Here is a 13323-nt window from a genome sequence, read left to right as displayed (position 1 = left end):
ATGTCACAAGAATGTAAAGAATTGATAATATTAGTAGTTGAAGATGAAATTAAGACTAGAGAATCATTGATTAATGTATTAAGCGAACGCTTTAGTAAAGTAATCGGAGCTCAAAATGGAGATGAGGGGCTTAAAAAATTTAAAAAATTTAAGCCGGATTTAGTTATCACAGATATTGCTATGCCTATTATGGATGGGCTTGATATGGCAAGAGAGATTAAGGAAATTTCAGATGATGTCCCAATTGTTGTTCTTAGTGCGTATTCAGAGAAAGAGAGACTTTTGCGTTCTATTGATATTGGTATAGATAAATATTTGATTAAACCTGTTGATATAGAAGAGTTGTTTAAAGTTTTAGATTATCTGATAGGTGAAAAAATTGAAGCAAATATGCTTGTAAAAATTTCTGAAGAATATCAATTTAACAAAACTAAAAGAACTTTGATTTACAATGGTGAAGAAATTGTTTTAACTAAAAAAGAATTGGCTTTTATTTCTTTGCTTTTAAAGCAACCTGGGGCTTTGGTTTTGCATGAAGATATAAAGAAAAATGTTTGGATAGGTGAACATGTGAGTGATACTGCTGTTAGAACTTTCATTAAAAGAGTAAGAGATAAAGTAGGTGAAGATTTTATAAAAAATGTGCCAAGTTTAGGTTATAAGATAAATATCAATAAATAAGACTGATTTAGCCTTAAAATATAAAGCATAACAAATGATTAACAAAATTATCATTTTTAAGAAAAAATGTATAATTAATATTCTATAATATTCTCTTGTTATCAAAAATTTTAAGGAGAAAGTCGATGCATCCAGGTAATGTATTAAATTACGACTATACGGTTGCAAGATATTTTATGTTTACAACCGTATTGTTTGGCATTGTTGGTATGGCTATAGGAACTCTTATAGCTTTTCAAATGGCATATCCTAACTTAAATTATTTAGCAGGAGAATATGCCACTTTTTCAAGACTTAGACCACTTCATACTTCAGGTGTGATTTTTGGTTTTATGCTTTCAGGGATTTGGGCAACTTGGTATTATATAGGTCAGCGTGTTCTTAAGGTAAGTATGGCTGAGTCAAGATTTTTAATGATTGTTGGCAAGCTTCATTTTTGGCTTTATATGCTTACTATGGTTTTAGCTGTTATATCTTTGTTTATGGGTGTGACTACATCTAAAGAATATGCAGAGCTTGAGTGGCCTTTAGATATTCTTGTTGTTCTTGTTTGGGTTTTATGGGGTGTAAGTATTTTTGGACTTATTGGAATTCGCCGTGAAAAAACTCTTTATATTTCTTTATGGTATTATATAGCTACATTTTTAGGTATAGCTATGCTTTATCTTTTTAACAACATGGAAGTACCAACTTATTTTGTTACTGGAATGGGTAAATGGTGGCATAGTGTATCAATGTATGCAGGAACAAATGATGCTTTAGTACAATGGTGGTATGGACATAATGCTGTGGCATTTGTATTTACTGTGGGTATTATTGCTCAAATTTATTACTTCTTGCCAAAAGAAAGTGGTCAGCCGATTTTCTCTTATAAACTCTCTTTATTTGCATTTTGGGGCTTAATGTTTGTTTATCTTTGGGCAGGTGGTCACCATTTGATTTATTCAACTGTACCTGATTGGATGCAAACTATGGGTTCGGTTTTCTCTATAGTATTGATTTTACCTTCTTGGGGTTCAGCGATTAATATCTTGCTTACTATGAAAGGTGAGTGGAGCCAGCTTCGCGAGAGTCCATTGATTAAATTTATGATTTTGGCATCAACTTTCTATATGTTCTCAACACTTGAAGGGCCAATTCTTTCAATTAAGTCTGTTAATGCTTTAGCACACTTTACAGATTGGATTCCAGGACATGTTCATGATGGAACATTAGGTTGGGTAGGATTTATGACTATGGCTGCTCTTTATCATATGACTCCTAGAGTTTTCAAAAGAGAGCTTTATAGCAAATCTTTAATGGAAGCTCAATTTTGGATCCAAACCACAGGTATAGTTCTTTATTTTGCTTCAATGTGGATTGCGGGTATTACTCAAGGTATGATGTGGAGAGCGACAGATGAGTATGGTAACTTGCTTTATAGCTTTATTGATACTGTTGTGGCTATTGTTCCTTATTATTGGATTAGAGCGATTGGTGGATTGTTGTATCTTATCGGTTTCTTTATGTTTACTTATAATATTTACAAAACAATTGCTTGTGGAAGAGTGCTTGATAAAGAACCAAAAAGCGCTTCGCCTATGGCAGCATAAAAAGGAGAAAATATGTTTAGTTGGTTAGAAAAAAATCCATTCTTTTTTGCTGTAGCTGTTTTTGTAGTGATTGCTTATGCAGGCATAGTTGAAGTTTTACCAAATTTTGCAGAAAATGCAAGACCAATTGAAGGTAAAAAACCTTATACGGTTTTACAACTTGCAGGGCGTGCAGTATATATTAAAGATAGTTGTAATGCTTGTCATTCACAGCTTATTCGTCCATTTAAATCAGAAACAGATCGTTATGGTATGTATTCTGTAAGTGGTGAATTTGCTTATGATAGACCTTTTCTTTGGGGTTCAAAAAGAACAGGACCTGATCTTGCTCGTGTAGGAAATTATAGAACAGCTGATTGGCATGAAAATCATATGTGGGATCCTACTTCTGTTGTTCCAGATTCTATTATGCCTTCATATAAGCATATGTTTAAAAATAATGCAGATATTGAAACTGCTTATGCTGAGGCTTTAACCGTGAAAAAAGTTTTCAATGTTCCTTATGATACAGAAAATGGAACAAAACTTGGTTCTTGGGAGGATGCGCAAGCTGAAGTAAAAGCTGAAGCTCAGGCTATAGTTGATCAAATGAAAAATCAAGAAGTAAAAGATGCTTTTGCTAAAGGTGAAATCAAAGAAATAGTTGCTTTGATCGCTTATTTAAATAGCTTAAAGTAAGATGATGGAACATTTATCAATAGTTTTTGATGTGATTAAAAATTTAATCACATTTGATTTAGCAACAGTTCAAAAACATGAGTGGGAGATTTTTCAAGGTTATGGTTTTTTTGCACTCGTGATGTTTTTGTCAATAGTATTATATGCGTATTGGTATCATTTATATAGAACAGAAAAAAAAGGTGAGAGAAATTATGAAAATTATGCAAACCTTGCCTTAAAAGATGATATTGATGATAGTGTATTAGAAAGTAAAAGGAGTGCTTAATGCAATGGTTAAATTTAGAAGATAATGTTAATCTCTTATCTTTAATTGGAGCTATTCTTATCATTTTAATCACACTAGTTATTGTGAGTAGAATGTTTAAGCAAATGAAAGAAAAAAAGGGCGAGTCAGAGCTTAGTGAACATAGTTGGGATGGAATAGGAGAGTATAAAAATGCTGTTCCTACTGGTTGGGCTGTGGTATTTTTCCTGACTATTGTTTGGGCTATTTGGTATTTTCTATGGGGATATCCTTTAAATTCTTTTTCAAGTATAGGTCAATACAATGAAGAAGTAGCAACTCATAATACAAAATTCGAAGAAAAATTTAAAAATTTATCTCCTGAAGATAAAATAGCAATGGGTCAAAATATCTTTTTAGTTCAGTGTTCAGCTTGTCATGGAATTACAGGCGATGGTATCAATGGTAAAGCTCAAAATTTAAATATTTGGGGTAGCGAAGAAGGTATAATCAATGTAATTAAACATGGTTCAAAAGGTATGAATTTTCCAGGTGGAGAAATGCTTGGTGCTGCTGATTTAGGTGTGGCAGAAGAAGATATTCCTGCTATTGCTGCTTATGTAGCAAAAGATCTTTCAGCTATTAAGAAAACTGCAAATGAAAATTTAGTAGCAAAAGGTAAAGAAGCTTATGCAACTTGTGCAGCATGCCATGGAGAAGATGGAAAAGGTCAAGATGGAATGTTCCCAGATCTTACAAAATACGGTTCTGCAGCTTTTGTAGTAGATGTTTTACATAGTGGTAAGGCTGGTTTTATAGGAACAATGCCGAGTTTTCCAACACTTAATGATATTCAAAAAGAAGCTGTTGGCGAGTATGTAATTTCTCTTTCAAGGGGTGAATGATGGAAAATAATAATAGATGCGTGTTTTCTCTTTCAGGTGTTACAGGTATGTTAATTGCTACGGTTTTATTACTTGCTATCTTAGTAGTTTTAACTATTTGGGGTCTTAAAGCTCAGCAAGAAGTGATGCAAAAGCCATATAGTCTTAAAGATGCACAAAGTGTAAAGATGTTTGGTTCAAAAGAACAAGATTATAGAAGTATAAAGGAAGCACAATGAGTAAGGCTTTGGAATATTTAATTGTTATTGGTTTAGTTGTTGCTGCTGCAATCACCGCTTGGTCGGTTTTAACTGTAAATCATCTTCATATAGGATGAAAAAAATATTACAAGATGGCTTTTTTTTAGCCATCTTCTTCTTTGTTTTATTGCCTTCTAGGGTTTTTGCTCTTGATGCTGTACTTTTTAATGAAAATATTTTAAGTCAAAAAGTAAGTAATGAGATTAATCTTATAGGAAAAGAGCTTTACCAAAAAAGTAATATTTTTATCGGCGTTATGGTTGGTGATGAAACTGAAATTGAAACTTTATTAAATAAACAAAAAGAACTTCCTCAATCTTATATATTGCTTCTTTTGTCAAAAAATTCTCACAAAGTTGATATAGTGGGCTCAAAAGGTGCTTTAGCTTTGATTGATAAAGAATCCGTGCTTAGTCCTTATCCTGGAACAGGATCTATTTTGCCGATATTAGCTACAAATAAAGGTGATATTTATAATGCTGCTATACTTAATGGTTATGCAGATATTGTAGATCGTGTGGCAAAATCCTTGGGATTACAATTAGAACATTCTATAGGTAATGCAAATCGTGATACTATCAATATCTTAAGAATACTTATCTATGGATTTATTTGCTTTGCATTGTTATACTATGCACAAAGAAGAATAAAGAGGAAAAAAAATGTTAGAAACTAAAAGAAGTTTTTGGCCTTATGGTATTTTGCTTTCACTTTTGGCTATAATTATTGCTTGTATTGTAACGATTTTTATAGCAAGTCACCATCCTGTATATGAGGATGATTTTTATTTTGACTCTTATCAAAATGTTGAAAATAATTACAATCAAATACAAAAACAACAAGTAAATTTTGATAAATTTTTTAAAGTAAATTTTCAAAATGATAAAATCACTTTTATAGGTAAAAGAAAAATTCCTAGTTATGAAGTGGATCAAAATTTCTATGTTGCAAATTTTAAAATTTCTGCATTACAAAATATAAATTCTGATGATTTAAAAGTTCAAGTTCTTCTTACAAGACCATTCACTAAAAATTTTGATCAAAAGTTAGAAGGACAAGTTAAAAATGGAATTTTAAGTATCGCTTTGCCTAAATTAGATAAAGGTAGATGGGAGCTTAAGCTAAAGTTTTATGCAAATCAAGAAACAGTGGGTTTTTTTAGCTACGAATTAAATGCTCAATGAAATTAAGAATTTTTAGTTCTTCAAGACAAATTAGAGAGTATTATAACCAAAAAAAACAGCAAAATGCTTTATTAGATAGTGCTATTCATATAGGTGAATTTTTAGATAAAGTTTGTTTGAGTAATTTTCATAAGGCAAGTTCTTATGAAAGCTTGCTTTTAATGCAAGAAGCTTGTCTAAAAAGTAAGGATTTAGAAAAAAAACTAGGAATTTCTGTAGAATTTTTTGCTTTTTTGAAAAACAACGAATATCTTTTTTCCTTTTTCAAAGAACTTAGTTTAGAAAAAAAAAGCATAGAAGATCTTAAAAATAATGATTATTATGCCACCTATAATGAACATTTGGAAATTTTAGATGAGGTATATAAGAATTATCTTGCTTTGCTTGAAAAGAAATCTTTTTATGATGATCTTTCTTTGCCTAAAAATTACACTCTTAATAAAGATTTTTTAGATGAGTATGAAGCTATAGTTTATGATTTGCAAGGTTTTTTGAGTAAATTTGAAGAAAATTTATTAAGTGAAATTTCTCAGATTAAAGAAGTGGTTTTAAGTTTTAAAACGAGTAAATTTAATCTCGAATATCTTTTAAAACTTGATTTTTTAAAAACATTTGATTTAAAAATAAACACTCATTATGAAATCAATCTTTCAAAACAAGAGATTTTAAAAGAAGAAATTTTTAAAACAAAAAATTCAAAAATTAAACTCAAATCTTTTGAATTAAGGGCTTTACAATGCGCTTTTGTTATGGATGAAATTTCACATTTTGTACGCAAAGGTTTAAAGTCTGAAAATATTGTAGTTATAACTCCAGATGAAAGTTTTTGTGAGTTTTTAAGACTTTTTGATAAAGACAATATGCTTAATTTTGCAAGTGGGATTAGTATTAAAGAAAGTTTATTTTATCAAAAATTTCAAGCACTTTATGAAAGTGCTAGTAGTGCTTCTTTTGTTTATAAAAATCAAGAGGATTATTTTGAAGACACGCAGATGATTTTTGATTATCACAATACGCTTTTACATTCTTTAAAGCTTGATTTTATAGAGTTTAAAAAGTATTTTGATGAGAAATGTGATTTTGAATATTTTGAAAAATTACTTGCTTTATTTTTAGAAAATGAAAAGCAAGAGCTTATTTATTTGATACGAAAAGAACTTTATTTTATTAAAGATTTATTGAAAAATCAGTCTTTAACTCTTAAAGAGTTGATCCATCTTTTTTTCATGCAAATTTCACAACTTTCCCTTAGTGATGTAGGTGGAGGTAAGGTTACGGTAATGGGACTTTTAGAAAGTCGGGGGCTTTGTTTTGATGGGGTGATTTTGGTTGATTTTAATGAAGAATTTATTCCTAAAAGAAGTGTTAATGAACTTTTTTTAAACAATGAAGTGCGTAAAAAAGCAGGATTGATTAGCTATGATAGAAGAGAAAATTTACAAAGATTTTATTATGAAAGCTTGATGAAGAATGCTTTAGAAGTAAGTATTTGCTTTGTGGAAAATGAAGAAAAAAGCAAATCACGTTTTTTAGATGAACTTGATTTTGACTTTTTTTATGAAACCCATATTCACCAAAAAGCTTATCTTAATGCTTTAAAATTAGACTATGAGGGCATAAAACCTAATCTAACTCCTATAAAAGCTCCTATTTTAAAGCATAATCCTTTCGAGTTCCCGCTTTCTTTTAGTCGTTTTAATTTATTGGAAAATCAAAAAAGAACTTATTATTATCGCTATATTTTAAATTTAGCAGAACCTAGGGTTTTAAGCGAGGAAAGTAAAGCGAAAAATCAAGGAAATTTCATCCATAAAATGCTTGAAATTTATTATAAAAATTATGCAAATAATGATTTTGATATAAAAGTTTTTACAAATTTATTGGATAAAGAATATCAAAAATACAATATCAGCGAACTTGATCTTGAAGTGTTTAAATTAAAATTTATACAATTTGCTAAAAATGAAAAAGAGCATTTTTCAAAAGGCTTTTATGTCGCACATACAGAGCTTGAGTTAAATAATATTTTAAAGCTTGGAGCAGATAGTATAAAACTTAAGGGCACTATAGATCGTATCGATAGTTCAAAAGAAGGTAATTTGATTATTGATTATAAAAGTGGAAAAGTGCCAAGTAATTCTTATCAACTTGCTTTTTACCAGGCTTTATATGATGAAAATGCAAGCGTGGGTTTTTATGATTTAAATAGTATGCAAATATTACATCAAAAAGCCAAAAGTTTAGATGAGCTAAGAGAAAGACTTAAAGATTTAGTTCTTATGAGCAAGGAAGAAATAGAGTTTGAAAATGAACAAGATGAGTATTGTCCTTATAAACTCATTTATAAAAAGGAATTAAAATGAGTCAATTTGAGCCTTTTTTGGCATTAGAAGCGAGTGCAGGAAGTGGAAAAACCTTTGCCTTGAGCGTGCGTTTTGTAGCACTTATTTTAAAAGGAGCTAGGATTAATGAAATTTTAGCTTTAACTTTTACTAAAAAAGCTGCTAATGAAATGCAAAAAAGAATTATTGAGACTTTTTTAAATTTAGAAAAAGAAAATAAAACCAGTGAATGCAATGAGCTTTGCAAGCTTTTAGGTAAAGATAAAGAAGAGCTTATTTCTTTAAGAGATGCTAAAAAAGAAGAATTTTTAAGAACAGAGTTAAAAATCAGTACTTTTGATGCTTTTTTCGGAAAAATTTTGCGTGTTTTTGCTTTAAATTTGGGCTTAAGTAGTGATTTTACAATGAGTGAAGAGAAGCTTGATGTAAGAGAGATTTTTTTAAAACTTCTTAAAAAAGATGAATTAAAAGATTTGGCTTATTATATTAATTTAGTTGATGAGAAAGAAAATTTTTTTAACGAGCTTGAAAAATTTTATGAGAATGCTTATTTTCAAAATCTTCCTAAAATTCCAAATCCATCTAAAGCTTATATCAATAAAGCTTATAGTGAGTTAAGAAGTTATTGTTTGGGTCTTACTCATGTAAAAAATTATAAAAATTTGTGTGACAATTTTAAAAGTGAAGTTTTAGATTTGTCTGTATTTATGCAATCAAGCTTTATGACAAAATTTGAAAGTACAAAATATTTGCAAGATTTAGAAAGCACTAACTTGCATTTTAGCGCAAAAAGAATGGAGCTTATAAATGCTTTAAATACTTATGCTATAGAGCTTGAAAATTATAAAATTGCTAATTTAATGAATCTTTTAAATCATTATAGTGAAGCTAAAAATATATTTCATAAAGATAAAAATACTTTAAATTTCCAAGATGTGAGTAAAAAAGTTTATGAGTTAATAACCAGTGAATTTAAGGATATGATTTATTTTCGCTTAGATGGTTTTATTTCGCATTTGCTTATTGATGAATTTCAAGATACAAGCGTGATCCAATATCAAATTTTACGCCCTTTGATTGCTGAGCTTGTTTCAGGGGAAGGAGTTAAGAAAAATCGCACTTTTTTTTATGTAGGAGATAAAAAACAAAGTATTTATCGCTTTCGTAAAGGAAAAAAAGAATTATTTGATTTGTTAAAACAAGAATTTGATCAAATTAAAAGTGACAGTTTAAATACTAACTATCGTTCTAAAGAGCTTTTGGTTGATTTTGTTAATGAAACTTTTAAAGAAAAAATCAAAGATTATAAAGAGCAATTTGCCTTAGAAAGCAAAAAAGGCGGTTTTGTGCGTATTGTGGAATCTAAAGAACAAAAGGTTAAAAACCAAGCTCAAGAAATCAAGGAAAAGACTTTAGAAACTTTATTTGAGCAAGTTAATTTTTTAAGATCTAAAAATATTTCTTATGATGATATTTGTATTTTGTGTTGGAAAAATAGCGATGCAGATATGGTTTTGGATTTTTTAAGAGAGCAAAATATTCCTGCATTTACTCAAAGCAATGTTTTACTTGAAAATAAAGCAAGCGTAAGACTTGTTTTAGAATATGCTAAATATTGTATTTTTGGTGATGAGTTTTACTTGGTATTTTTAAAAGAACTTTTAGGTTTTGAGCCGAGAAAAATCACCCTTGATTTTTCAAAAAATGCTATGGAAAATGTACTTTTTTTAATAAAAGAATTAAAACTTGATTTAAATGATATAGCTTTAATGCAATTTATCGAATATGCTAAAACTAAGGAAAATTTTTTAAAGCTTTTATTTGAGCCTTGTACTTTGAAAATAGTAAGCGAGCAAAATATGGGAATTGGTATTATGAGTGTGCATAAATCTAAGGGCTTGGAATTTGATCATGTGATTTTGCTAGATAGTTTATCTAAAAACAATTCAAACAATGAAGATATCATGCTTGAATATGATATCAATCAAGGTTGGCAACTCCATATTAAGGATAAAATTCGAGAGCTTACTAAAGAGCCTATTTATACCCTTTTTAAAGAAAATATTACAAGAGCAAATTATGAAGATGATATCAATAAACTTTATGTGGCTTTTACAAGAGCTAAGGAAAGTTTGATTATCATAAAAAGAAACGAAGAAAGTGTAAATGGAAATTATCCAAGTTATTTTAAGGGGGGATTTTTAAATATACATTCTCAAGAGAGAGGTTTTTTAGAAAGCAAAGAGCAAATTTTAAGTATTAAAAAAGAAAGTATTCAAGCTTTACAAAAATTTGAAAAAATTAGCCCACAAGAAGTTCAAAGTGAAGAAAAGCTTGATAGTAAAGAGTTATATTTTGGAAATGCTTTTCACTTTTTTATGCAAAATTTAAAACTCCCTAAGGGTGAAAATTTTCAAATACTTACTCAAAGATGCAAGAGCAAATTTAGGCATTTTTTAGATGAGAGTGATTTTGAAAAGCTTTTTAAAAGAATTGAAATTTTGCTGAAAAATACTCAATTTCAAAATTTAATTAGCGATGGAAAGCTTTTAAAAGAGCAAGCTTTGAGTTTTAATGGAGAAATTAAACAATTAGACTTGCTTACTCTAAAAGATGAAGAAGCTTTCATAATTGATTATAAAACAGGTCTTGCTATGCAAGATAAACATAAAGAGCAAGTAAGAACTTATAAGATTGCCATTAGTGAAATTTTAAAAAAAGATAAAGTGCGTGCTTTTATAGTTTATTGTTTGGAAAATGAAATTCAAATTTTGGAAATATAAACTTTATTTTTACTTAAATTAAGTAAAAATTAATATTATTTTTTATACAATCACATTTTAAATTTTTGGCAAAGGTAAAAATTATGACAAAGATAACAAAGCCAAACGAAGTAAAACGAGAATGGATTGTTTTAGACGCAGAAGGCAAACGCTTTGGTCGTCTTTTAACTGAAGTAGCAACAATTTTGAGAGGTAAAAACAAGCCTTGCTTTACTCCAAATGTTGATTGTGGTGATTATGTAATTATCATCAATGCTTCAAAAGCTGTATTTACAGGTGCTAATAAAGCAGAAGATAAGCTTTATCATAGACATTCAGGATATTTTGGAAGTGTAAAAAGCGAAAAATTTGGTGATTTACTTGAAAAAAATCCTGCAAAATTATATAAATTAGCAGTTAGAGGTATGCTTCCTAAAACAAATTTGGGCAGAGCTATGCTTAAAAAATTAAAAATTTATGCGGGTAGTGAGCACCCACACACTGCGCAAATTGCTAAAGAAGGAAAATAATCATGGCAACAACATACGCAACAGGTAAGAGAAAAACTGCTATCGCAAAGGTATGGGTAAAACCAGGTAGTGGTAAAATTAGTGTTAATGGTGTTGATTTAAACACTTGGCTTGGTGGACACGAGGCGATTAAGCTTAAAGTGGTTCAACCTTTACTTGTGACTAAACAAGAAACTTCAATGGATATTAAAGCAACTACTTTAGGCGGGGGCTATAGTGCTCAAGCTGAAGCTTTAAGACATGGAATTTCAAGAGCTTTAGCAGCTATGGATGCTGATTTTAGAGCTTTATTAAAACCTAAAGGACTTCTTACTAGAGATAGTAGAACTGTTGAGCGTAAAAAATATGGACGCCGCAAAGCAAGAAGAAGCCCGCAATTCTCTAAACGTTAATATTTTTGGTGGGATTTTCCCACCTTTCTACAATTTTTTATAAAACTTATCCTTTTTTCTGTCATTTATGATATAATTGCAAAATTTAAATTTTTATTTTATAACACAATGAAAGGTTTTTTCTATGAAAAAAATATTATTATGTTTAGGTTTGGCAAGTGTTTTATTCGGTGCTGATAACAATGTAAAATTTGAAATCACTCCAACTTTAAACTATAATTACTTTGAAGGTAATTTAGATATGGATAATCGCTATGCACCAGGGATTAGACTTGGTTATCATTTTGACGATTTTTGGCTTGATCAATTAGAATTTGGGTTAGAGCATTATTCTGATGTTAAATATACAAATACAAATAAAACTACAGATATTACAAGAACTTATTTGAGTGCTATTAAAGGTATTGATGTAGGTGAGAAATTTTATTTCTATGGTTTAGCAGGTGGAGGATATGAGGATTTTTCAAATGCTGCCTATGATAATAAAAGCGGTGGATTTGGACATTATGGCGCGGGTGTAAAATTCCGTCTTAGTGATTCTTTGGCTTTAAGACTTGAAACTAGAGATCAAATTAATTTTAACCATGCAAACCATAATTGGGTTTCAACTTTAGGTATTAGTTTTGGTTTTGGTGGCAAAAAGGAAAAAGCTGTAGAAGAAGTTGCTGATACTCGTCCAGCTCCACAAGTAAAATGTCCTGTAGAACCAAGAGAAGGTGCTTTATTAGATGAAAATGGTTGCGAAAAAACTATTTCTTTGGAAGGTCATTTTGGTTTTGATAAAACTACTATAAATCCAACTTTTCAAGAAAAAATCAAAGAAATTGCAAAAGTTTTAGATGAAAATGAAAGATATGATACTATTCTTGAAGGACATACAGATAATATCGGTTCAAGAGCTTATAATCAAAAGCTTTCTGAAAGACGTGCTAAAAGTGTTGCTAATGAACTTGAAAAATATGGTGTAGAAAAAAGTCGCATCAAAACAGTAGGTTATGGTCAAGATAATCCTCGCTCAAGCAATGACACTAAAGAAGGTAGAGCGGATAATAGAAGAGTGGATGCTAAATTTATTTTAAGATAATGAATAAAACTATTTTATTTGATTTAGATGGCACTTTAATTGATTCTACTGATGCTATTTTAAATTCTTTCCAAGGAGCTTTTAAAGCCCTTGGATTAACTTCTAAAAATAATGAAGAAATCAAAAATCTCATAGGTTATCCTTTAGAGCAAATGTTTAGAATGCTTTATCCAGATAAAGTAAATTTAAGTAAAGAATTTGTATTAGCTTATCGTGAAATTTATGCACAAATTTATTTAGAACAAACCACTCTTTTGCCTAAAGCAAAAGAAGCATTAGAACTTGGAAGCGAAATTGCAGATCTTGGTATAGTTACAACAAAAGGAGGTAAATTTACTCCGATTTTACTTGATTATTTGGGGGTTAAAAAATTCTTTAAAACTTTAATTACTCTTGAAGATGTCATAAATCCAAAGCCAAGTTCTGAACCTATAATTTTAGCCTTAAAAAGACTTAATAAAACTCAAGAAAATGCCTATATGATAGGCGATACAATACTAGATATTCAAGCTGCAATTTCTGCTAATATCACTCCTTTGGCCTTAACTTGTGGCTATGGCAATGAAAATGAATTAAAAGCTCATTCTATGGTATTTTTAAATGCATATGAGGCTGTTAATTATATAGCTAGATTAAACTAATTTCAAGTTTTCGTTAAACGCCTTTTAAGAGAATTTATAGTAAATTGATAGCTAAAAAATTATAAAA

General features: G+C 29.6%; 15 protein-coding genes. All 15 read left to right on the top strand.

What is annotated here, in order from left to right; translation table 11 throughout:
• Complete coding sequence (gene bumR / locus AJ886_RS04110; protein ID WP_002862143.1) at nt 1–681, top strand: butyrate response regulator transcription factor BumR; 681 nt, start codon at nt 1–3, stop codon at nt 679–681.
• Between the two features lie 125 nt (nt 682–806).
• Nucleotides 807–2273: a cytochrome-c oxidase, cbb3-type subunit I gene (gene ccoN / locus AJ886_RS04105; RefSeq protein ID WP_052858371.1), complete on the top strand. Its 1467-nt coding sequence runs from the start codon at nt 807–809 to the stop codon at nt 2271–2273.
• A gap of 12 nt (nt 2274–2285) precedes the next feature.
• The gene (gene ccoO / locus AJ886_RS04100; protein ID WP_002855439.1) at nt 2286–2951 is read left to right on the top strand and encodes a cytochrome-c oxidase, cbb3-type subunit II; all 666 of its coding nucleotides are present in this window, start codon (nt 2286–2288) and stop codon (nt 2949–2951) included.
• 4 nt (nt 2952–2955) lie between these two features.
• On the top strand, nt 2956–3219 hold the full coding sequence (locus AJ886_RS04095; RefSeq protein ID WP_002851307.1) for a cytochrome c oxidase, cbb3-type, CcoQ subunit: 264 nt from the start codon (nt 2956–2958) through the stop codon (nt 3217–3219).
• Nucleotides 3219–4082 carry a cbb3-type cytochrome c oxidase N-terminal domain-containing protein gene (locus tag AJ886_RS04090; RefSeq protein WP_002870877.1) on the top strand — a complete coding sequence of 288 codons (864 nt, stop codon included), beginning with the start codon at nt 3219–3221 and terminating at the stop codon, nt 4080–4082. Before AJ886_RS04095 ends, AJ886_RS04090 begins: the two co-directional genes overlap by 1 nt.
• Nucleotides 4079–4300 (top strand): DUF4006 family protein, encoded by a 222-nt coding sequence (locus AJ886_RS04085; protein ID WP_083267240.1) that lies wholly within the window; start codon nt 4079–4081, stop codon nt 4298–4300. The genes AJ886_RS04090 and AJ886_RS04085 overlap by 4 nt, the downstream gene beginning before the upstream one ends.
• Nucleotides 4297–4398: a hypothetical protein gene (locus AJ886_RS04080; RefSeq protein WP_002858872.1), complete on the top strand. Its 102-nt coding sequence runs from the start codon at nt 4297–4299 to the stop codon at nt 4396–4398. The genes AJ886_RS04085 and AJ886_RS04080 overlap by 4 nt, the downstream gene beginning before the upstream one ends.
• The gene (locus AJ886_RS04075; RefSeq protein WP_002870878.1) at nt 4395–4997 is read left to right on the top strand and encodes a hypothetical protein; all 603 of its coding nucleotides are present in this window, start codon (nt 4395–4397) and stop codon (nt 4995–4997) included. Before AJ886_RS04080 ends, AJ886_RS04075 begins: the two co-directional genes overlap by 4 nt.
• Nucleotides 4984–5505 (top strand): FixH family protein, encoded by a 522-nt coding sequence (locus AJ886_RS04070; RefSeq protein ID WP_070286093.1) that lies wholly within the window; start codon nt 4984–4986, stop codon nt 5503–5505. Before AJ886_RS04075 ends, AJ886_RS04070 begins: the two co-directional genes overlap by 14 nt.
• Nucleotides 5502–7868: a PD-(D/E)XK nuclease family protein gene (locus AJ886_RS04065; protein ID WP_070252600.1), complete on the top strand. Its 2367-nt coding sequence runs from the start codon at nt 5502–5504 to the stop codon at nt 7866–7868. Before AJ886_RS04070 ends, AJ886_RS04065 begins: the two co-directional genes overlap by 4 nt.
• Nucleotides 7865–10630 (top strand): RecB-like helicase, encoded by a 2766-nt coding sequence (locus tag AJ886_RS04060; protein WP_070287167.1) that lies wholly within the window; start codon nt 7865–7867, stop codon nt 10628–10630. Before AJ886_RS04065 ends, AJ886_RS04060 begins: the two co-directional genes overlap by 4 nt.
• An 83-nt stretch (nt 10631–10713) precedes the next feature.
• Complete coding sequence (gene rplM, locus AJ886_RS04055) at nt 10714–11139, top strand: 50S ribosomal protein L13 (protein ID WP_002779321.1); 426 nt, start codon at nt 10714–10716, stop codon at nt 11137–11139.
• 2 nt (nt 11140–11141) lie between these two features.
• Complete coding sequence (rpsI, locus tag AJ886_RS04050; protein WP_002851459.1) at nt 11142–11531, top strand: 30S ribosomal protein S9; 390 nt, start codon at nt 11142–11144, stop codon at nt 11529–11531.
• A gap of 124 nt (nt 11532–11655) precedes the next feature.
• Nucleotides 11656–12615: a fibronectin-binding outer membrane protein CadF gene (gene cadF / locus AJ886_RS04045; protein ID WP_070286091.1), complete on the top strand. Its 960-nt coding sequence runs from the start codon at nt 11656–11658 to the stop codon at nt 12613–12615.
• Nucleotides 12615–13256: an HAD family hydrolase gene (locus AJ886_RS04040; RefSeq protein WP_002887739.1), complete on the top strand. Its 642-nt coding sequence runs from the start codon at nt 12615–12617 to the stop codon at nt 13254–13256. Before cadF ends, AJ886_RS04040 begins: the two co-directional genes overlap by 1 nt.
• The last annotated feature ends 67 nt before the right edge of the window (nt 13257–13323 follow it).

The organism is Campylobacter sp. BCW_6465 (genome assembly GCF_001762815.1).
Taxonomy (GTDB): Bacteria; Campylobacterota; Campylobacteria; order Campylobacterales; family Campylobacteraceae; genus Campylobacter_D; species Campylobacter_D jejuni.
This window is presented reverse-complemented; position numbering and strand designations above follow the sequence as displayed.